Genomic DNA, 19,314 nt, shown 5'->3' on the forward strand with positions numbered 1-19,314 from the left:
AAGTTCAGATCCTTGTGATTAAGATTGCGGCTAAGTTTACCAATCTAGCATGGCTATTGCAGTAAATAATCTATTTTAGGGCGTTAAATTTGTGTATAAAAATGTAACCTAGCTATCGTAAAAACAATGGGATTGATATACTGCTGCGCAAATAGGAAATAGAGAATGCAATGAGCAACAAACGACTTTTATTTATACCCGTATCATCGCCACAAGGAATAGGTGAATACATGCGCTCGTTGTTGCTAGCCCAAAGCCTTGAAAGTGAATGTCTAGGTTCACTTACTATCCACTTTGTTTTAAATAAACACACGAACTACGCTAAAAACTGCCCATATGATACCACCTTGCTTGAGCGCTCTGCGACTAAAGAGCGCGATAAAGTGTGTGAAGTTATAGCCGATTTTAAACCTGACATTGTAATATTTGATTGTGCAGGGCGCGCTGCTCACATGAAAGCTGCAAAAAAAGTGGGTGCCAAAGTGGTGTTTATTTCTCAGCATGCGAAAAAGCGAGCGAAGGGCTTAAAACTTAACCGTATCAACCTAATTGATAGCCATTGGGTGGTACAGCCTGATTACTGCATTGAACCGCTTAGCTGGGCTGAAAAAGCTAAAATAGATATGTTTTCTTTGGCTATGCCTAAAAATGTGGGCCCTTACATAGCATTTTCATCAGCGTGCGATACCAAACAGGTGTTAAAAAAATATCAGCTTGATGAACAAAGCTACTTTATTGTGAGTGCAGGCTCTGGCGGTCATGTGCTAAATAATCAAAACTGTGCAGATGTTTTTTTTGCCGCTGCAGAGCAAATTTCATTGCAAACAGGGTTAAAGGCGGTGGTGGTATTTGGCCCTAATTATAATAAAGCGTTGCCAGTATCAAATACGGTTATAAATTTGGATACGTTAGAAAATAGTGAGTTTTTGTCGCTTATGGAGCAAGCTAAATTTGCATTGTTAAGTGCTGGCGACACCCTATTGCAAGCGGTTGCTGTTAAAACGCCTGCTGTGGCATGCGCTATATCAAAAGATCAAACACAGCGCCTAGCAAGTTGCGCCACAACTGGCGTGGTAATTAAAGCAAACTTTGAGATTGAAGACATAGTAAATAAAGCCAGCGCTTTACTAATAGAGCCGCATTTTAACCAGCTACTAGAAAAATATTCTTTGCTTGAAAGCGCCCATAGCTATGAAGAAATAACGCAAGGGGTTAAAAGCATGCTGATGGTTGCCGATAGATGAATATAGTGATTGTAATAGACTCGTTAGCGGGTGGCGGCGCCGAAAAAGTGATGCTAACCCTTGCTCAGCAGCTAGTAAAAACGCATAGCGTTACTATTTTATCGTTGGCTAATAAATATGAGTACACGATCCCTGCGAACATAAAGGTTGAAAGTTTATTCAGTGATAAAGCCACTAAAGTGGATCGTTTTTGGAAAATAAACAAAAGTGTAGCAAAACTAGAGGCGTGGTTTAACAACAAACAAAAACAAACTGGCCCCATAGATTTAGTGCTTAGCAATTTAGATAGAAGCAATAACTTATTGGCTAAAAGCCAGATTAAAAATGTTCACTTTGTTATGCATAACTCTGTTAATGCAGAGCTAGCGAGGCAAAAAAAGCTAGGCCCGTTTTCTTATCACTATCTTAAAAAGTCAAAGCAAAACTTAAATGGAAAATCCTTGGTGTGCGTGTCTAAAGGGGTAGAGCAAGAAATTACCCAAGGGCGTTTAATTAGCCCAACCGCCATCACAACTATTTATAATCCCTTTAATTTAGTGGATATAAAGCGCCTCTCAAATGAGGTTAATACGCAAATTCCACAATCACCGTATGTTATTCATGTAGGGCGGTTAGCTAAACAAAAGCGCCACGATATTTTATTTGCGGCATTTGCAAAGCTTGATAAAAAATACAAATTAGTCCTTTTATGCAATAAGCCTAGCAAAGCATTTAAGCTTGCAAAAGCGTATGGTATTGAGGGACAACTTATAGTGCCAGGGTTTGAACAAAATCCGTATAACTGGATTAAGCAGGCCGAGGCATTGGTATTAAGCTCTGATTTTGAAGGGCTCCCTACAGTGTTAATTGAAGCATTAGCTGTTGGCACGCCTGTAGTAAGTACTAACTGTACGTTTGGACCGAGCGAAATTTTAACAAACGACTTGGCTAAATATTTAGCGCCTGTAGGGCATAGCGATGAGCTAGCGGCTAAAATTGAGCTGGTTTTAAACACTAAGCCTAATGTAGATAATGCCGATATTTTACAAAAGGTAACGGCCGAACAAGTTGCTAAGCAATACTTAGCTTTGTGTGGTTAATTGCCCTTTATAAATAGCCAATAAAGTTTGCCAGTCATTACTTTGCCAATAAAAAGCGTTGTTACGTCCTTGCTCTTTTAAAAATGAGCGCTCTAAACGTGCCATATTACTTTGTTGCCATTGCTTATTTAATGGTTTTATTTCGCCGCGATCAAAGTCGATAATATAAACCTCGCCCGTTTCATTAAATAAAATATTATTTATATTCAAATCAGCGTGGTACACACCTTTTGAGTGAAATAGCGCAACAGTATTGGCAATTCGCTTGAGCTCATCTTCTGTTAGTGGGCGTTCAATTAAAATATCGAGCAGGCTTTTAGCCCCTTTTACAGCCTCTGTAATTATATCGCCACGATAAATTAAGCCTGCGGTTGTTACCTTAGCGGCAATGGGTTTTGGCACATTTAAGCCAAGCTCAATAAGCCTTATCATTAAGCTGAACTCTTTATACACACGGGTGTTTTTAAGCCCAGGGTAGAGGTACTGATCGCTTAACAACTTGCCAACTATACCGCCGCGCCAATAGTGCCTAAGTACAGCGGTTAAACTATCGTGTTTAAAAAACCAGGCTGTGGCGCGGCCTTTTTTAGCACCGACTATTTTATTTTGCTGCTGCCAATAATCTGCATCAAACCAGTTTAAATCAACCTCGTTAAAATAATCTGGGTGGCTTAAAATAGTGTGCTTACCTTGCGTTAGTGTTTTAAACATAGCTCGTTAAAATAATTCAATAATGCGTGTATATTAACGTGTTTTATAGCGCAGCATAAGTGCTTGCATTAGTGCGAGTATAATTTAAGATCGCAGTCTATTATTTAAAGCCAAAGTGGAACGCGTGACTCAAGTGCCTAATTACTCCTCAATTTGTATTTTAAGACTCTCTGCCATTGGTGATGTATGTCATGCCGTTAGTGCTGTACAAGCCATTCAAAAAGCGCACCCCAATGCAAAAATAACGTGGGTAATGGGTAAAATAGAAGCCATGTTACTTGCCGATTTACCTGGGGTTGAGCTGGTGGTTTTTGATAAAAAACAAGGTAAGGATGCACTTAAAAAGTTAACATATTCTTTTAAAGGGCAGCAGTTTGATGTGCTGCTTAATATGCAAGTCGCATTAAGAGCTGGCTTTGTTGCACGTTGTATTCCGGCTAAAGTAAAAATAGGCTTTGATTGGGCACGTTCAAAAGAATTACATAGCTTGTTTATAAATAAACGAATAGCTCCACAAAAAGAAGCGCATGTGCTAGAGGGATTTAAAGGCTTTGCGGGCGCCATTGGAGTTAAAGACTATTCACCTACCTGGGATATGCCTTATACCTTAGCGGATGAGAACAAAGCAGATGCGTTATTAGGGCCTGCGTATTTGGCAAATAAGTTATTGGTAATATCGCCTGCGGCCAGTAAAGCACAGCGAAACTGGTTGCCAGAGCGCTATGCTGCCCTTGCTGATTACGCGCATGAGCAGGGCTTCAACGTGGTACTAACGGGCGGCCCAACTGAGCTTGAGATTAATTTAGCTAATCAAATTATAAAACACAGTCACTGCACTATTTTAAACTTAGTAGGTAAAACAAAACTTAAAGAGCTGTTATGTGTGCTTAAGCGCGCTGATTTAGTTTTAGCCCCAGATACCGGTCCTGCACATATGGCGGTAACGGTAGGTACGCCGGTTATTGGTTTATATGCGCATTCTAATCCTGCACGTACAGGCCCTTATTTATATCAAGACTACGTAGTTGAGGTGTATCATCAAAATCTGCTAAAGCAAACGGGTAAAACAGCTCAACAATTGCCTTGGGGTACGCGCGTTAAGGGAGATGACCTTATGAGCCAAATAACCGTAGACAGTGTTAAAGCTATGTTTGATCATGTGGTACAAAAAGAGTCTATAAAATGAGTGTAATAGAAAAAAACAAAGCACTTTTTTTAGACCGAGATGGCGTGGTAAATATTGATCATGGCTATGTTTATCAAAGTGAAAAATTTGAATTTATAGACGGTGTGTTTAGTACCTGTAAAGCATTTTATGATGCAGGTTATAAAATTATTATAGTGACTAATCAATCAGGAATAGGGCGAGGTTACTACACTGAAGATGACTTTTTAACTGTAACTCAGTGGATGAAAACACAATTTAGTAAGCACAATATTAAAATTACAGATGTGTATTTTTGCCCGCACCATCCCAAAAAAGCGATGGCGCAATATTTAAAACAGTGCCAGTGCAGAAAGCCAGCTCCAGGTATGCTGTTACAAGCTATGCAAGAGCATAATATTGACCCTTCGAGCAGTATTATGGTGGGTGATAAACTTAGCGATATGCAAGCGGCACAAAAAGCAGCTATTAGCACGCGAGTGCTAGTTCGCTCTGGCCAAAAATTTGACGAAAGCGCAAAACAATACGCCGATTTAGTTATTGACTCTATTAACGATTTACCAGCACACTACTTGGTATAAAGTGCGTTTATATTTTCGCAACTAAAGTGTTAAGTATTGCTGCCATTACCTGTATTAGCGACGAGCTGCAAACAGTGCATTTTACTTGTTAAACTTTTACAATACACCCCAACATAAACAGTGGCTTTAATGTTGTTGTTTACCCGTTCATTTAATTGGAGACTACAGATGAGAGCATCTGCTTTTTTTAGCCAACTACAAGAGCAAATTGAAGACGTTAAAGCGCAAGGTTTGTATAAAAGTGAGCGTATTATTACCTCGCAGCAACAAGCTCAAATAGAAGTTGCATCTGGCGATAAAGTTATTAATTTTTGTGCTAACAATTACTTAGGCTTAGCAAATAGCCCTGAGCTAATTAAAGCAGCGCAAGGTGGTTTAGATGACCATGGCTTTGGTGTTGCTTCAGTACGTTTTATTTGTGGCACGCAGGATATTCATAAAACACTTGAGCAAAAAATTAGTGCGTTTTTAGAAACCGAAGATACAATTTTATACTCGTCTTGTTTTGATGCTAACACGGGCCTATTTGAAACTATTTTAGGCGTTGAAGATGCTATTATTTCTGACTCTCTAAATCACGCATCAATTATTGATGGCGTACGCTTATGTAAAGCTAAGCGTTTTCGTTATGCTAATAACGATATGGAGGATCTTGAAAAGCAACTTATTGCAGCTGATGAAGCGGGCGCTAAAACAAAGTTAATTGCCACCGATGGCGTGTTTTCGATGGATGGCGTAATTTGTAACCTTGAAGCTGTGTGTGACCTTGCTGATAAGTATGATGCATTAGTGATGGTTGATGACTCACATGCGGTAGGCTTTGTTGGCGAAAACGGTAAAGGCACGCCTGAGTACTGTAATGTGCTTGACCGTGTAGATATTATTACCGGCACGCTAGGTAAAGCGCTGGGCGGTGCATCAGGCGGTTATACCTCAGGTAAAAAAGAAATTGTTGAATGGCTGCGTCAGCGTTCACGCCCTTATTTATTCTCAAATTCATTAGCCCCTTCAATTGTAACTGCGTCAATTAAAGTACTCGAAATGCTTGAAAATGGTGGTGAGTTACGCGCTAAACTTTGGTCAAATGCTAAATATTTCCGTGAGCAAATGGAAGCCGCTGGCTTTACGTGTGCGGGTAAAGATCATGCCATTATCCCTGTAATGCTTGGCGATGCTAAAGTTGCTTCATTAATGGCAGACAAACTACTCGCTGAAGGCATTTATGTAACCGGCTTTTCGTTCCCTGTTGTGCCAAAAGGCCAAGCGCGTATTCGTACACAAATTTCAGCTGCGCACAGTATTGAACAACTAGACACCGCAATTGCTGCCTTTACCCGTATTGGTAAAGAAATGGGCGTTATTTAATTTTTTATAAACCGAAGTATTGCTTCGGTTTTTTAGTTGAGTGTTAACTATGAAAGCTTTATCAAAATTAAAAGCCGAAACCGGCATCTGGATGACCGACGTACCCAAGCCTGAAGTAGGGCATAACGATCTACTTATTAAAATTCGTAAAACTGCGATTTGTGGCACCGACGTTCATATTTATAAATGGGATGAGTGGTCACAAAAAACCATTCCGACCCCTATGGTTGTAGGCCATGAGTACGTGGGTGAAGTGGTTGATATGGGGCAAGAAGTACGTGGCTTTGCAGTAGGTGATCGCGTATCTGGCGAGGGGCATATTACGTGTGGGCATTGTCGTAACTGTCGTGCTGGTCGTGTGCATTTGTGCCGAAATACAACGGGTGTAGGCGTTAACCGCGAAGGCGCATTTGCTGAATATTTAGTTATTCCGGCCTTTAATGCGTTTAAAATTCCTGACAATATATCTGACGAACTTGCGTCTATTTTTGACCCGTTTGGTAATGCTGTGCACACCGCTTTATCGTTTGATTTAGTGGGCGAAGATGTGCTTATTACAGGGGCTGGGCCAATTGGTATTATGGCGGCGGCCGTTGCTAAGCATGTGGGTGCTCGCCATGTTGTGATTACCGATGTTAACGAATACCGTTTAGAGCTTGCGCGTAAAATGGGCGCTACACGTGCCGTAAACGTTGCGAATGATAAGCTTGAAGATGTAATGAATGAGCTAGGTATGACTGAAGGCTTTGATATTGGCCTCGAAATGTCAGGTGTGCCAAGCGCCTTTAATTCTATGTTAAATAACATGAACCATGGTGGCAAAATTGCCATGCTGGGTATTCCGCCATCAGATATGGCCGTAGATTGGAATAAAGTTATATTTAAAGGCTTAGTGATCAAAGGTATATATGGTCGCGAGATGTTCGAAACGTGGTACAAAATGGCAAGCTTGATTCAATCAGGCCTTAATTTAGACCCTATCATTACGCATCAATATTCGGTAGATGACTTCCAAGCTGGCTTTGATATGATGATTTCAGGTCAATCTGGTAAAGTAATTTTAAACTGGGAATAGTTTAAAGTTTGCATACAGAGGCGGCTTAAGCCGCCTTTTTATTATATTTTTAAAAGAGATTTCAATGGCATTTAAACATATATCTATAGCACAAACGCACGAATTGCTTGATAAAGAAGATGTAGTGATCGCAGATATACGCGATCCTAATTCGTACCAAGCAGGGCATATTCCTGGCTCTGAAGCGCTTTCAAATGCCAATATAGCTCAGTTTATGATGGAAAAAGAGTTCGATCAGCCCATTATTATTGTTTGCTACCACGGCATGAGCTCACAAGGTGCGGCTAGTTATTTAGTAGAGCAGGGCTTTGAAGATGTATATAGCATGGATGGTGGCTTTACCGCCTGGGAAGCGGCTTACAGCGAGAAAGTGGAACGATGATTGAGCTAGGTAGTTTAAATAATCCTCGTGCCGCACAGGGCTTTATAGATTATTTAAAAAGCCAAGGCTTAGAAGGGCAACTGCGCAGTGCTGATGGCAGTAATGTTATTATTTGTGTTGCGGGTGAGCACTTTCATCAAGTGCAACCTTTGTGGGCTGAATTTGTACAAAACCCCAATCATGAGCGTTATCAACAAGCCTCTTGGGATGTGGGCAGTACACAATCTGGCTTAACGTATCAAGGACAGTCGCTTAATTTAGTGGCGCGCTTTAAAGCACTAAGCTGGCTAAATAAAACCGTAAGTATTGTAAGCGTTGCTATTTACTTTGCATTTTTATTGGGTGGCTTTGAGCAAATTTATACTGCTTTGCAGTTTAACCCGACCCAACCACTGAACTGGTTAACGCCGGCACTTGTTCATTTTAGCGCAATGCACATTGTATTTAACCTAATTTGGTGGATGTCGTTAGGTGATAATATTGAAAAGCAATGCGGCAAGCTGAGTTTAGTTGGGCTATTTGTGGTTACTGCACTTATTAGTAACTGGGCTCAGTTTTTTATTGTGGGGCCTAACTTTGGTGGCTTAAGTGGCGTTGTGTATGGTTTATTGGGTTTTTGTTGGATTCACAGCTATTTAAATCCTAAGCAACCGGCGCTAGTCAGCACTGCCATTATTGGCTTTATGTTAATTTGGCTGGTACTCGGTTTTGCTGATGTGTTGTTTGTTGGTATGGCTAATTGGGCGCATTTAGGTGGGCTTTTAAGCGGCATGGCTTATGCCGTAACCGCTAATTTATTTAATGCTAAAAAAGCGTAAGCTTAGTGGTATAAATACTTAGTAAATAATACTTCACGAATAATCTCTTGGCCTGTTTCTTCTTTTAACAGGCTTTTTAATTTTTCGGCACACTTTGCTCTAATTTCTTCACGCCCAGTAAGCGACTTTATTTTTTCTTCAGGTTCTTTAGATAGTATTTCTACTAACGCATCGCGCAAAAGCGGGGTATGGTGTTCTACAATAGCAATATCTGCATTATTGCTAAGCATTAAATCTATAGTCACGCGTACATAGCCCATTTTTTTACTTGAAGCGCCTATGTAATTGGTAATTATGTCTGGCTCAAAACCAAAATAGCCCACTGTCGATTCCGCTTTTGCCGAAAAGCTAAAACAGTTTAGGATCAGTGCTAAAAAACCTGCGTATACTATTTTTTTCATCTTTAGTGTGTTTCCATTTTCTTAATACAAATAGTTTATACTTAATAGCGCCTAATAAACAGCTCCTGCAATTATTTATCGGCAGTAAAACATCACTTTTTCAAATGCTTTGGCAATGTTATCATCGTCTCGGTTTTTATTTTATTGAGCTATTGTGATTACATTTCCGCTTTCTATATCTGCCAATTGGCAATGTGCTTCTTTGGTAAATAACTTATCTGCGTTAGAGCAAGAGTGGCTATTTGAGCCACATTCATTAACCGCTAAATTAAAAAGTAATGCACAAAGTTTTAGTGTAAAAGTGCTTAATGAGCAAACTTTTACCCTAAGCGATGCACAGCAACAACTACTTGGCTCAAATACAAATAAAGCGCTTAATCGTGAGGTGCTTTTATTGTGTGACAATACACCCATGGTGTATGCCCAAAGTTGGCTGCCCAGTACACAAACGCAAACAACACTGCATAATATGGGCGCGCGCCCTTTAGGTGATGTTATTTTTCAGCACCCTGAACTTACCCGAAGTAATATTGAAGTAGGGCGCTTTGACTCAGAGCATGCGCTGCAATCACTTGTTAAAGAGTTGAATTTAACTACGCACCCTTTATTAGGTCGTCGTAGTGTGTTTTCTATTAATGATTATCACTTTTTAGTGTGCGAAGTATTTTTACCCGGAGCCTATTTGTACTCATGAAATTAGCCCCTTTGCAATTACAGCATAGCCCTTTTTATATTCAGCTCATGCGCATTGACAAACCTATCGGTACATTACTATTACTGTGGCCTACTTATTGGGCTCTATGGCTTGCAAACGCTGGTATGCCAAGCCTAGTTAACTTTATTGTATTTACCTTAGGCGTAATTGTTATGCGCAGTGCTGGCTGCGTTATTAATGATTTTGCAGATAGAAAAATAGACGGCTCAGTTAAGCGTACAGCAGGGCGGCCTTTGGCCACCGGACAAGTAAGTGCAGGTGAAGCACTGAGTTTATTTATATTACTGATAGCCATTGCTTTTGTATTGGTATTGCTACTTAGCATCAACACTATTTTATTGTCATTTGGGGCGTTGGCACTGGCATTTTGCTACCCGTTTATGAAACGCTATACACATCTTCCGCAGGTAGTCTTAGGCGCTGCATTTGGTTGGGCGATACCTATGGCATATATGGCATCAATTGACTCATTACCGCTGCAGGCGTGGCTGTTATTTGTTGCAAATATTTGTTGGACGGTAGCGTACGACACAATGTATGCCATGGTCGACAGAGATGACGATTTAAAAATAGGGGTTAAATCTACTGCTATTTTATTTGGTAAATACGACCGCCATATTATATTTTTATTAAACGCTAATTTTATAGCGTTGTTGGCGCTTATTGGCTTAATTAACCAGCTAGGCTTAGCGTTTGTTGCAGGTTTATGTACTGCCGCTGGGTTACTTATTTATCAACAAGTGCTTATACATAAACGTGCGCGTGATGCATGTTTTAAAGCGTTTTTAAATAATCACTATGTTGGATTAGCTATTTTTTTTGGCTTGTTCTTGTCATTTGTATTTGCGCGTTAATTTCATCTCAACGCTATTAATTTAACTTCACTATAGCCACTAGTTGTTGTGGCTATGTCGGTTTTATCGTGGCGGGTCAATTACTCCACTTATTGAGGCGTTCTTTCTAAACCAGCCAGCAATAGAGTAGCGCTCATTAATGGCCGGTAATACCTCGTGTGCAAAACGCTCGCTTTCAAACATAACGAGTGTCCCCGCGGTGGGTTTAATTATTATCTCTACTTGCTTACTTTTTGGCTTGTATATAACAAGCTCGCCGCCTTTCTCGGGCGTATTTAAATAAAGGATTGTTGTAAATACGCGGTTAGATCGCCCTTTAAATGCATCAAAATGCTTTTTATAAAAGTCGCCTTGGGTGTATTTAGCGTAGTGGCACTCATAATCAAATAAGCCCATAAAAAACTGTCGATTAAGTGTGGTTTTTATACTTTCCATTGTTGCTTGATAAGTTAGCTGTGCTAGTGAGCTGCCATCAAACCAATAGGTTTTATCTTTACGAATGGTTTTATCTATTTGTAAGTCATTTAAACGGCCAATACCTGCAGCGCTAAAATGCGGGTTAATACGGTGGCAATCGGTGATTAAACTCTCTACTAGCTCGCTAATAAGTGCGTTAGGAATAACAACATAACCATGGGTTTCTATTGCATCTAAATAAACATCAGAACTAAAAAGTGCGTTCATTTATGTCTGTTGATTAAAAAAGGTGCGACAGTATAGCCTAAAAAAATTTAATAGCTAGTGGTTTGTGCTCCGCTACTTAAGCAAATAAAAACCTAACGCGTAAGCATAAAAACTAAAAGGGCTTTTTAGGTTAAGCAGCTGTGCTGCAGGTTTTGGTAACAAGAAGAGTAAATCAGTAAGGGCTATCTAAATTGGTTGCCCTTAAAAGGTTTAAGGGCAATGCGGTATGCTTTTTTATATTGGCTTAATTAATAGTCGTAGATGCTTTTTTGATAAGAGATAATAAATGGTCAATGTGTTCGCCAACTGCTGCTTGTTGGCTTGTTTGTATAACAAGTTGTTCGTGACTTAAGTCTTTATTTGTTTTTAGCTGTACAAGCTCTGTGTGCTCTGCAAGAGTGCTCGCGTGTTCAATACTAGCAATAGCAAAGTGATCTGATTTAACCAACCCTGACATTACTTGCTCAATGCTGCCTACCTTAATGCTAGCCGATTTATTGAGCATATCGATGGCTTCGTTAAGCATGCTTTGTACTTGTTTAGACTGAGAAAAACAGCCGTACATAGGGTAGCTATCTAAATCGTGTTTGCTGATATCGCTTTTATTTGCTAACGGATGGTGTTTAGAAACAAATAATACCAGTTGGTCTGGCAGGTGTATGTCGCTGCCGATGCTGTTAATTGCCTGCGAATAAACACTGATATCAATCTCGCCCTCTTGCAGTTTGCGTGCAAGTTCGTGCTGCTCTTGCAATTGCATTTCTATTTTAACATGGGGGTATTGTGCTAAAAATTGCCCGCATGAGATAGGCACTACACTGCTGGCTTTGTTGGTATAGCCAATGACTAACTTTTCGTCAGTATTGCCGTTAACCGATTGAGAAATTCGTTTTTTTGTATGCTCAAGTTCGGCAAGGGTGTTTTTGGCGTAATCAAGAAATAGCTCGCCTTCGGGTGTTAACTTTACTGAACGTGTTGAGCGTTTCACCAGTTCGTACCCCATTTCGTCTTCTAGGGTTTGAATGCTGCGCGTTAGCGCTGATGTGCTAATTTGAGTTTGTTCGGCTGCTTGTCTGAAGTGGCGTAACACACCAAGCGCTACAAATTGTTCTAACTGTTCAAATCTCACTTTATAGTCCCTTTTTATAAGTAAGTCGCGTGTGCCGCGAACATCAATAATATTAGATTCGAGCTTTCAAAAAGCGAAGCCTAATATGTAACTGTGTTTGCAAATTTATGACATATTTGCCTCAGCATATCCCTCTTTTAGTATTATTTAAAGAGAAGACGCGTTTAAAAGTATTACCAATTAGGCTTATTTATAGTGATTTATTACTCTATTTAAAACTAAGCTATGTTAGCAAGTAAGACTAAATACAATGACTTAGGCGCTTTGATGCTTTTAAAAGTAATACTTTAGACATAATTTAGCATTAATTAATGAAAAAGTATGCCAGAAAAAAGGCTATAGGAAAATCCTACGTAGTGATTCGTAATGAAGTGAGGCATAAACGCTTATAGTTTTAGGTTATGCCATCGCTTTATTCTTGTTTAAGAATTTAGAAAAATAAGCCGCTAAGGCTTACTACTTTTGTTAGTAAAGTTTTTAGTAATGCGGTTACTTAGGGGTTTGTCTTCAATACTTTGTAGCTCTATTTCTATGGCATCGCACGAAATATGAATTTCAAATAACGATGTTAATAACGAAAGGCTTAAGCACGCTAAACTCACCCCAAACAAAATAATGCCTGTGGTGTTAAATTCTATAAATAAGGCAAACATTGATAGCGTACACAATAAAAAAGACGCCACACCATACACTTGCATGGTGCGTATTAGTTTAATGCGCTTTCTTAAGTTTGTTATTTGAGCCACAACAACGGGGCGAATAGACTCACCTTCTCGTGAATTTAATTCTCGGATTAATTGCGCTAGTACTAAAAAGCGGTTTGTGTAGGCAAGCAGCAACAGTGAGATTGCTGGAAAAAGTAAACCTGGGGTAGTAAGTGTCATTGTTTTATCCTAAAAAGTTACCTGCTATACACTTTAGTAGAGTATCGTAGGATATTGTAAACACAAAATAATTGAGGTGATAATTGCAAAATATTAATACTCATAGTACTCAGCAAGCTTTTCAGTGGGTAACGCTCTACAAAGCAGATAACACATTAGAGGCAAATATAATCAAAGGGCTGTTATTAAGCGCGGGAATTGAGTGCCAAATTCAAGGTGAAATGCTTCAAGGCGCCTTAGGCGAAATCCCCTTTGAACAAACCCAAGTAAGTGTGCAGGTTTATTCGATAAAAGAGCGCCACGCGCGCGAAATATTGGTAAACTACCAACAAGTAAAACAATCCGCTCCAGATTGGGTATGCCCTAACTGTAATGAGCATAATGGATCAACATTTGATTTTTGTTGGTCATGTGAGACGTTAAGAAATGACAAAAGCGAATAACTTTCAACGTATTAGAGAGCTAAACTACTTACAAAAAGCGGTGTTAGCAAGTGCTTTAATTGAGCGTATGTTACCTAATTATGGTTTATTTAGTGAAGCCACCGGTTTTGGTGATGAAGCCTTATTACGCAGTGCGTTAAATGTTTGCTGGGAAAAAATATTACTACCAAAAAGTAAAATAGATCTCGAAAAACAAGTAGAAAAAATTGAGCCAAATGTACCTGAACTTGCCGACTTTGATATGTTTGGCACTTACCCCGCAATAGACGCTGCAACCTCGCTTTTGAGCCTAATGCACGGCTTGATGGGGCAAGACGAGCAAGAATTTATAAGCGTTAGTAAAATATCGCAAGCAACGGTGGCGCGTTTTATTGAATACCAAATGACGGTTGAAGGTGAAGTAGCCGACAATAAAGCCGTACGAGAACACCCATTAATGCAATACGAAATTGAAGTGTTGAGTGAGCTAATCGACTTTGTAGAAAATATGGGCCGCGTGACTTCTGAAAACGTTAAGGCACTTAAAAAGCAGGCCGTTGCAGATGGACAAACCAATATTGGTTTGGCGTTATAGTTGTAATTAATTAACTGTGGTTAATTGCTCTCTAGCAATTTTTAGCGTTTATTACGTTGAACTTAGTAAAAACCTTAGCTAGAGAATGATAAAATTAAATAGTTTTAAATATGTGTGTAAATCTCTTAACCACAGTGCGGTTAAGCAGTAAATAAAGGCAGGAGAAGTAAAGTGCGAATTTTAGGCATTGAGTCATCGTGTGATGAAACCGGTATTGCAATTTACGATGATGAAAAAGGCTTATTGGCTCACCAGTTATACAGCCAAGTAAAAGTACATGCAGATTATGGCGGTGTTGTACCTGAGCTTGCATCGCGCGATCACGTTCGTAAAACCCTGCCACTTATTGACGCTGCGTTTGCTCAAGCCGGTTGTGGCCCTGAAGATTTAGATGGCATTGCATACACCGCAGGCCCTGGTTTAGTAGGGGCGTTATTGGTAGGTACCTCTATTGGCCGCTCTTTAGCCTATGGTTGGGATATTCCAGCTGTTGCCGTGCATCATATGGAAGGGCATTTACTTGCTCCTATGCTTGAAGAAAACGTGCCTGAGTTTCCCTTTATTGCTTTGCTCGTGTCGGGCGGCCATACCATGATGGTAAAAGTAGCCGGTATAGGCCAGTACGAAGTATTGGGTGAATCTGTTGATGATGCCGCAGGTGAAGCATTTGATAAAACAGCTAAACTGCTAGGGCTTGATTACCCAGGCGGCCCTCGACTAGCTAAAATGGCTGAGCAAGGTGTTGCAAAACGGTTTGTTTTTCCACGCCCTATGACGGATAAGCCAGGCCTTGATTTTAGCTTTAGTGGCTTAAAAACAGCAGCTTCTATAGCGATTCGCGAAAATGATGATGACGCACAAACCAAAGCAGATATCGCCCATGCGTTTCAAACAGCAGTGATTGATACATTGGTTATTAAGTGTAAGCGTGCTCTAAAACAAACTGGGATAAAACGTTTAGTGATTGCCGGCGGAGTAAGTGCAAATACACAGCTGCGCTTACAGCTTGAGCGTGTTATGCAAGGGATGAAAGGACAGGTTTACTACCCACGTACTGAGTTTTGTACTGATAATGGCGCAATGATTGCCTACGCTGGTATGCAGCGCTTAAAAGCAGGCCAGTTTGCCACACTCGACATGAAAACTAAACCGCGTTGGCCAATAGACAGCTTAGAAGCCATTTAGCATCAATAATTATTGATTTTTTTCATTAGTGGGTGCTTTTTTAGCGCCCACTTTTGGTTCTTCACCTTTAAAAAGGCGAATAATATTAGTGCGATGACGAAATATAATTAGCACGGTAATAAAGGTTACCGGTAGGGTGTAAAGCGGTTTAATCAACCACGTATACAGTGGAGCAAGTGACACCGTGACCAAAGCGCCTAATGAAGAAAAGCGCGTAATAGCAACCACAATAATCCAGGTACTTATTAATAGCCCCGCCAACGATAAACCAATCGGCAATAAAGAGCCAAATGCAGTGGCTACTGCTTTTCCGCCTTTAAAACTAAAAAATAGTGGGTACATATGCCCTAAGCACGCGGCAACGGCGACCAAACCAAGTGCTAAAGGCGTTAGGTCTAAAAAATAAGCCCCCCATACGGGGATGGTGCCTTTTAAAATATCAAACACTAATACTAAGCACGCAGGAAAGGCTCCACCTAAACGATACACATTGGTGGCACCTGGGTTATTTGAACCGCTGCTGCGAGGGTCTGGCAGTTTGAATAGCCGAGACACTAATATAGCCGATGAAATCGACCCTAATAAGTAGGCTAAAACAAACAGTAAAATGGCTAACACAAAGTCCCTTATTTTTTAATTGCTATACCCATCGATAGCACTTTTACGCTATTATTGGCGGCACAATTTATCGTGAAAATTATTAACTGCTGTATTTTGCAGTTAATCTAGCTATTTGGCTATTGTAGAAGTAATTTTTACATATTTAAACACTGCTTAAAGCATATACAGTATTAATTTTATCAATGCATTGTATGCTTAGAGAGTGTTTATAGTTATTTGGAGTATCAATGGATAAGGTTTTTATATCTCAACTACACGTCGACACAATTATTGGAGTGTACGACTTTGAAAAAGAAAGTAAACAAAGCCTTTATTTTGATATTGAAATGCTCAGCGATATAAAGCCTGCAGCAGCAAATGATGACATTAATTTAGCACTCGATTATGCAAAAGTAAGCGAGCGAGTGATTGAGCACACTACGGCTAAGCCGGTTGAGTTACTTGAAACCTTAGTAGAGCAACTAGCAACTATTATATTAACCGAATTTAATACACCACAAGTAACAATTAGAGTGAGCAAACCGGCCGCTGTAGCGCAAGCAAACACCGTAGGTGTAGAAATAACACGCACAAAGGCTATGAGCTAAATGGCGCAAATTTATATCAGCTTAGGCTCAAATATAAATAAAGCGCATTATATTCGCTGTGCGCTTGATGCACTTGAGCAACACTTTACAAATATTGTGCATTCATCTGTTTTTGAAAGCGAAGCCGTAGGGTTTAAAGGAAATAACTTTTATAACTCGGTGGTGGCTGCTACCACATCAATGCCGCTTGAGCGTGTATGTAAGTTATTAAAACAAATAGAGCGTGATAACGGGCGTAAAGCGGATGATAAAAAATTTAGCCCCCGTACATTAGATTTAGATCTGCTCTTTTACGATGACGTTGTTTGCGATTCGCCTGCACAATTACCTCGCGATGAAATTACCAAAAACGCTTTTGTACTTCAGCCTCTTTGTGAAGTCGCCCCCAATTTTTATCACCCCGTTGCTAAGCAAACCATTGCTGCGCTATGGAGTGCGTATAACAACCCTCAACAAAAACTATGGAAGGTGGAGTTTTCTAACCCATGAGTATTTTAGAAATAATTATTTTAGCCCTGATACAAGGATTTACTGAGTTTTTACCTATTTCGAGCTCAGCTCACTTAATTTTACCTTCGCAAATTTTGGGATGGGAAGACCAAGGCCTTGCTTTTGATGTGGCTGTGCATGTTGGTACGTTAATAGCGGTTGTTATATATTTTCGTAAAGAAGTGGCTGATATTCTCAGCGCCTGGTTTAAATCGTTTGGCGCCCAAGGCACCACCGACGACAGTAAACTTGGCTGGTGGATTATATTGGGCACTGTACCTGCTGCGTTATTAGGCTTATTGCTAAAAGACGTTGTTGAGCTGTACCTGCGCAGTGCGTGGGTTATAGCAGCTACGACTATTATTTTTGGTTTATTACTTTGGTACGCCGATGCCAAAGGTAAGCAAATGAAAACAATTTATCAGCTTAACTGGAAAACAGCGCTGCTTATTGGCTTTGCTCAAGCGGTGGCTATGATCCCTGGTACCTCTCGCTCTGGCATTACCATGACAGCGGGTTTATTGCTGGGCATGAACAAACAAAGCGCAGCGCGTTTTTCGTTTTTACTCGCTATACCTATTATTTCTATGATGGGCCTTTACTACACGATAGAGCTGGCTTTAGGCGATCATGTGGTTGATTGGAGCACATTAATTTTAGGTGTAGTCCTTTCGTTTTTATCGGCGTACGCCTGTATTTTCATGTTTTTAAAAGTGATAGAACGAATGGGCATGCTGCCGTTTGTAATTTACAGACTTTTACTTGGCGTAGGCTTAATTGTATTTTTAACGCTGTAATTTAGCTTATTACCAGCAAGCCCTCTTATTTAAATAAGAGGGCTTTTTTATTTTATTAACGCTGTTTTAGCATCAGTGAATTGACGAGACGTGCATAGTCACGAAGCCTAAAATTTGGCATTATAGCGCCATTAAACTTCACAGACGTGCGAAGTACGAAAGGATTTAAAAGTTATGCATATTCATATATTAGGCATTTGCGGCACCTTTATGGGCGGTATAGCGGCTATTGCTAAATCGCTTGGCCATAAAGTGACTGGCTCTGATCAAAATGTTTACCCGCCGATGAGCACTCAACTTGAGCAGCTGGGCATTGAGCTAACCCAAGGTTACGACGTAAAACAGTTAGAGCCAAAGCCAGATATGGTGGTTATTGGTAATGCCATGAGCCGAGGTAACCCCTGTGTAGAATATGTGTTAGATAAGGGCTTGCCGTATACATCGGGGCCAGAGTGGCTTAAACATAACCTATTGCAAAATGCTTGGGTGCTTGCGGTGGCAGGCACACATGGCAAAACCACCACAGCAAGTATGCTGGCGTGGATTTTAGAGTATGCAGGTTTAAAACCCGGGTTTTTAATTGGTGGCATAGTTCAAAACTTTGGTGTGTCAGCCAAAGTGGGCGAAACCCCGTTTTTTGTAATAGAAGCGGATGAATACGATACCGCTTTTTTTGATAAGCGCAGTAAATTTGTGCATTACTTACCACGTACGCTCATTTTAAATAACCTTGAGTTTGACCACGCCGATATTTTTGACGATTTAAACGCAATAAAAAAACAATTTCATCACTTAATGCGTACATTACCTCATACTGGCAAGGTAATTTGGCCAAAAGACGATTTAGCACTTGATGATGTTATTAAGCAAGGGCTCTGGAGCGAAAGCGAAACCCTAAATGGTGATTGGCATTATGACTTGCTAAGCGCTGATGGTAGCCAATTTAATGTGCTTTTAAACAATGAGCTTCAAGGTACGGTTAATTGGCAAGCAATAGGCGAGCATAATGTTAAAAATGCCATTATGGCTATCGCGGCAGCGCGCCACGTAGGTATAGCAGTTGAACATAGCATTGCAGCGCTTGAAGAGTTTATTAGCCCTAAACGGCGTATGGAGCTTAAAGCCGATATAAATAACATTAAAGTGTACGACGATTTTGCGCACCACCCAACAGCAATAAAAACCACGCTTGCGGGGTTACGTGCAAAAGTGGGTGATGAAAAAATTATTGCTATTTTAGAGCCTCGCTCAAACACCATGAAGATGGGTGTGCACCAACATACGCTACTTGCTTCGTTAAGTGATGCCGATGACGTGCTGTTATTTGAGCCCGATAACCTAAATTGGTCTCTTAAAGCGCAAGCCGATAATGCCGGTATGCAGTGTTTTAATAGTACGCAAATGATTATTGACACTGTGCTTGAAAATATCATGCCAAATCAGCACATATTAATTATGAGCAATGGCGGTTTTAATGGCTTACATCAACACTTAGTTGATGGTTTAGCTAAAAAATACAGCGGAGAATAAT

At 40.2% G+C, this 19,314-nt stretch carries 23 protein-coding genes; 17 read left to right on the top strand and 6 right to left on the bottom strand.

Going from position 1 to position 19,314, the window contains the following annotated elements; translation table 11 throughout:
* Positions 1 to 170: 170 nt before the first annotated feature.
* Both EJ103_RS03870 and EJ103_RS03875 read left to right on the top strand, forming a co-directional pair.
* Positions 171 to 1,244, top strand: coding sequence for a glycosyltransferase family 1 protein (locus EJ103_RS03870; protein WP_126006144.1), 1,074 nt, complete (start codon positions 171 to 173; stop codon positions 1,242 to 1,244).
* Positions 1,241 to 2,323 carry a glycosyltransferase gene (locus tag EJ103_RS03875; RefSeq protein ID WP_126006146.1) on the top strand — a complete coding sequence of 361 codons (1,083 nt, stop codon included), beginning with the start codon at positions 1,241 to 1,243 and terminating at the stop codon, positions 2,321 to 2,323. The genes EJ103_RS03870 and EJ103_RS03875 overlap by 4 nt, the downstream gene beginning before the upstream one ends.
* Here the strand turns inward: EJ103_RS03875 and EJ103_RS03880 are convergent.
* A complete protein-coding gene (locus EJ103_RS03880) occupies positions 2,306 to 3,034 on the bottom strand; it encodes a 3-deoxy-D-manno-octulosonic acid kinase (RefSeq protein WP_126006148.1) in 729 nt (242 codons plus the stop codon). The two genes, EJ103_RS03875 and EJ103_RS03880, sit on opposite strands and share 18 nt — an antisense overlap.
* Positions 3,035 to 3,158: 124 nt before the next feature.
* Here EJ103_RS03880 and EJ103_RS03885 point away from each other — a divergent pair, with 124 nt between their 5' ends.
* The 6 genes from EJ103_RS03885 to glpG all read left to right on the top strand — a co-directional run bounded on the left by EJ103_RS03885 (position 3,159) and on the right by glpG (position 8,420).
* Positions 3,159 to 4,220, top strand: a complete 1,062-nt coding sequence (locus EJ103_RS03885) for a glycosyltransferase family 9 protein (protein ID WP_126006150.1) — start codon at positions 3,159 to 3,161, stop codon at positions 4,218 to 4,220.
* On the top strand, positions 4,217 to 4,780 hold the full coding sequence (gene gmhB, locus EJ103_RS03890) for a D-glycero-beta-D-manno-heptose 1,7-bisphosphate 7-phosphatase (RefSeq protein ID WP_126006152.1): 564 nt from the start codon (positions 4,217 to 4,219) through the stop codon (positions 4,778 to 4,780). The genes EJ103_RS03885 and gmhB overlap by 4 nt, the downstream gene beginning before the upstream one ends.
* A gap of 168 nt (positions 4,781 to 4,948) precedes the next feature.
* Positions 4,949 to 6,145, top strand: coding sequence for a glycine C-acetyltransferase (locus tag EJ103_RS03895; RefSeq protein ID WP_126006154.1), 1,197 nt, complete (start codon positions 4,949 to 4,951; stop codon positions 6,143 to 6,145).
* Positions 6,146 to 6,194: 49 nt separating this feature from the next.
* The gene (tdh, locus tag EJ103_RS03900) at positions 6,195 to 7,220 is read left to right on the top strand and encodes an L-threonine 3-dehydrogenase (protein ID WP_004588559.1); all 1,026 of its coding nucleotides are present in this window, start codon (positions 6,195 to 6,197) and stop codon (positions 7,218 to 7,220) included.
* 64 nt (positions 7,221 to 7,284) lie between these two features.
* Entirely contained in the window at positions 7,285 to 7,602 is a 318-nt protein-coding gene (gene glpE, locus EJ103_RS03905) for a thiosulfate sulfurtransferase GlpE (protein ID WP_004588558.1), read from the top strand.
* On the top strand, positions 7,599 to 8,420 hold the full coding sequence (gene glpG, locus EJ103_RS03910; RefSeq protein ID WP_126006156.1) for a rhomboid family intramembrane serine protease GlpG: 822 nt from the start codon (positions 7,599 to 7,601) through the stop codon (positions 8,418 to 8,420). The genes glpE and glpG overlap by 4 nt, the downstream gene beginning before the upstream one ends.
* Positions 8,421 to 8,422: 2 nt before the next feature.
* On the opposite strand, the gene EJ103_RS03915 is transcribed toward glpG, so the two are convergent.
* Complete coding sequence (locus EJ103_RS03915; RefSeq protein ID WP_024034357.1) at positions 8,423 to 8,821, bottom strand: flagellar basal body-associated protein FliL; 399 nt, start codon at positions 8,819 to 8,821, stop codon at positions 8,423 to 8,425.
* A 154-nt stretch (positions 8,822 to 8,975) separates the two neighbouring features.
* On the opposite strand from EJ103_RS03915, the gene EJ103_RS03920 reads away from it, so the two are divergent.
* Positions 8,976 to 9,515, top strand: coding sequence for a chorismate lyase (locus EJ103_RS03920; protein ID WP_029773569.1), 540 nt, complete (start codon positions 8,976 to 8,978; stop codon positions 9,513 to 9,515).
* Entirely contained in the window at positions 9,512 to 10,390 is an 879-nt protein-coding gene (gene ubiA / locus EJ103_RS03925) for a 4-hydroxybenzoate octaprenyltransferase (RefSeq protein ID WP_126006159.1), read from the top strand. Before EJ103_RS03920 ends, ubiA begins: the two co-directional genes overlap by 4 nt.
* 63 nt (positions 10,391 to 10,453) lie before the next feature.
* Here the strand turns inward: ubiA and EJ103_RS03930 are convergent, their stop codons facing one another.
* From EJ103_RS03930 to EJ103_RS03940, 3 genes are all read right to left on the bottom strand, one after another.
* A complete protein-coding gene (locus EJ103_RS03930) occupies positions 10,454 to 11,074 on the bottom strand; it encodes a 2OG-Fe(II) oxygenase (RefSeq protein WP_126006161.1) in 621 nt (206 codons plus the stop codon).
* Between the two features lie 244 nt (positions 11,075 to 11,318).
* A complete protein-coding gene (locus EJ103_RS03935; protein ID WP_121637081.1) occupies positions 11,319 to 12,203 on the bottom strand; it encodes a LysR family transcriptional regulator in 885 nt (294 codons plus the stop codon).
* 446 nt (positions 12,204 to 12,649) lie between these two features.
* Entirely contained in the window at positions 12,650 to 13,087 is a 438-nt protein-coding gene (locus EJ103_RS03940) for a DUF2721 domain-containing protein (RefSeq protein WP_029773572.1), read from the bottom strand.
* A gap of 83 nt (positions 13,088 to 13,170) precedes the next feature.
* Between EJ103_RS03940 and EJ103_RS03945 the strand changes: the two genes are divergently transcribed.
* The 3 genes from EJ103_RS03945 (at position 13,171) to tsaD (ending at position 15,289) form a co-directional block, all read left to right on the top strand.
* Entirely contained in the window at positions 13,171 to 13,530 is a 360-nt protein-coding gene (locus EJ103_RS03945; RefSeq protein WP_024034351.1) for a DUF2007 domain-containing protein, read from the top strand.
* The gene (locus tag EJ103_RS03950; RefSeq protein WP_004588549.1) at positions 13,514 to 14,104 is read left to right on the top strand and encodes a YjaG family protein; all 591 of its coding nucleotides are present in this window, start codon (positions 13,514 to 13,516) and stop codon (positions 14,102 to 14,104) included. Before EJ103_RS03945 ends, EJ103_RS03950 begins: the two co-directional genes overlap by 17 nt.
* A gap of 171 nt (positions 14,105 to 14,275) precedes the next feature.
* Positions 14,276 to 15,289: a tRNA (adenosine(37)-N6)-threonylcarbamoyltransferase complex transferase subunit TsaD gene (gene tsaD / locus EJ103_RS03955; protein WP_054983164.1), complete on the top strand. Its 1,014-nt coding sequence runs from the start codon at positions 14,276 to 14,278 to the stop codon at positions 15,287 to 15,289.
* Positions 15,290 to 15,298: 9 nt separating this feature from the next.
* Here the strand turns inward: tsaD and plsY are convergent, their stop codons facing one another.
* Complete coding sequence (plsY, locus tag EJ103_RS03960; RefSeq protein WP_024034349.1) at positions 15,299 to 15,907, bottom strand: glycerol-3-phosphate 1-O-acyltransferase PlsY; 609 nt, start codon at positions 15,905 to 15,907, stop codon at positions 15,299 to 15,301.
* Positions 15,908 to 16,137: 230 nt separating this feature from the next.
* On the opposite strand from plsY, the gene folB reads away from it, so the two are divergent.
* From folB to mpl, 4 genes are all read left to right on the top strand, one after another.
* Entirely contained in the window at positions 16,138 to 16,497 is a 360-nt protein-coding gene (folB, locus tag EJ103_RS03965) for a dihydroneopterin aldolase (RefSeq protein ID WP_004588546.1), read from the top strand.
* Positions 16,498 to 16,986 carry a 2-amino-4-hydroxy-6-hydroxymethyldihydropteridine diphosphokinase gene (gene folK, locus EJ103_RS03970; protein ID WP_121637082.1) on the top strand — a complete coding sequence of 163 codons (489 nt, stop codon included), beginning with the start codon at positions 16,498 to 16,500 and terminating at the stop codon, positions 16,984 to 16,986. It begins immediately after the preceding gene.
* Positions 16,983 to 17,783: an undecaprenyl-diphosphate phosphatase gene (locus tag EJ103_RS03975; protein ID WP_004588544.1), complete on the top strand. Its 801-nt coding sequence runs from the start codon at positions 16,983 to 16,985 to the stop codon at positions 17,781 to 17,783. The genes folK and EJ103_RS03975 overlap by 4 nt, the downstream gene beginning before the upstream one ends.
* 174 nt (positions 17,784 to 17,957) lie before the next feature.
* Positions 17,958 to 19,313 (top strand): UDP-N-acetylmuramate:L-alanyl-gamma-D-glutamyl-meso-diaminopimelate ligase, encoded by a 1,356-nt coding sequence (gene mpl, locus EJ103_RS03980; RefSeq protein WP_126006163.1) that lies wholly within the window; start codon positions 17,958 to 17,960, stop codon positions 19,311 to 19,313.
* Position 19,314 lies beyond the last annotated feature (1 nt).

This window comes from Pseudoalteromonas sp. Xi13 (genome assembly GCF_003952205.1).
Classification (GTDB): domain Bacteria; phylum Pseudomonadota; class Gammaproteobacteria; order Enterobacterales; family Alteromonadaceae; genus Pseudoalteromonas; species Pseudoalteromonas atlantica.

What these genes read in the sequence shown, in the direction of transcription:
- EJ103_RS03870 (WP_126006144.1), top strand. Translation starts at nt 171, where the DNA reads ATGAGCAACAAACGACTTTTATTTATACCCGTATCATCGCCACAAGGA.
- EJ103_RS03875 (WP_126006146.1), top strand. Translation starts at nt 1,241, where the DNA reads ATGAATATAGTGATTGTAATAGACTCGTTAGCGGGTGGCGGCGCCGAA.
- EJ103_RS03880 (WP_126006148.1), bottom strand. Translation starts at nt 3,034, where the DNA reads ATGTTTAAAACACTAACGCAAGGTAAGCACACTATTTTAAGCCACCCA.
- gmhB (WP_126006152.1), top strand. Translation starts at nt 4,217, where the DNA reads ATGAGTGTAATAGAAAAAAACAAAGCACTTTTTTTAGACCGAGATGGC.
- EJ103_RS03895 (WP_126006154.1), top strand. Translation starts at nt 4,949, where the DNA reads ATGAGAGCATCTGCTTTTTTTAGCCAACTACAAGAGCAAATTGAAGAC.
- tdh (WP_004588559.1), top strand. Translation starts at nt 6,195, where the DNA reads ATGAAAGCTTTATCAAAATTAAAAGCCGAAACCGGCATCTGGATGACC.
- glpE (WP_004588558.1), top strand. Translation starts at nt 7,285, where the DNA reads ATGGCATTTAAACATATATCTATAGCACAAACGCACGAATTGCTTGAT.
- glpG (WP_126006156.1), top strand. Translation starts at nt 7,599, where the DNA reads ATGATTGAGCTAGGTAGTTTAAATAATCCTCGTGCCGCACAGGGCTTT.
- EJ103_RS03915 (WP_024034357.1), bottom strand. Translation starts at nt 8,821, where the DNA reads ATGAAAAAAATAGTATACGCAGGTTTTTTAGCACTGATCCTAAACTGT.
- ubiA (WP_126006159.1), top strand. Translation starts at nt 9,512, where the DNA reads ATGAAATTAGCCCCTTTGCAATTACAGCATAGCCCTTTTTATATTCAG.
- EJ103_RS03930 (WP_126006161.1), bottom strand. Translation starts at nt 11,074, where the DNA reads ATGAACGCACTTTTTAGTTCTGATGTTTATTTAGATGCAATAGAAACC.
- EJ103_RS03940 (WP_029773572.1), bottom strand. Translation starts at nt 13,087, where the DNA reads ATGACACTTACTACCCCAGGTTTACTTTTTCCAGCAATCTCACTGTTG.
- EJ103_RS03950 (WP_004588549.1), top strand. Translation starts at nt 13,514, where the DNA reads ATGACAAAAGCGAATAACTTTCAACGTATTAGAGAGCTAAACTACTTA.
- folB (WP_004588546.1), top strand. Translation starts at nt 16,138, where the DNA reads ATGGATAAGGTTTTTATATCTCAACTACACGTCGACACAATTATTGGA.
- folK (WP_121637082.1), top strand. Translation starts at nt 16,498, where the DNA reads ATGGCGCAAATTTATATCAGCTTAGGCTCAAATATAAATAAAGCGCAT.
- EJ103_RS03975 (WP_004588544.1), top strand. Translation starts at nt 16,983, where the DNA reads ATGAGTATTTTAGAAATAATTATTTTAGCCCTGATACAAGGATTTACT.
- mpl (WP_126006163.1), top strand. Translation starts at nt 17,958, where the DNA reads ATGCATATTCATATATTAGGCATTTGCGGCACCTTTATGGGCGGTATA.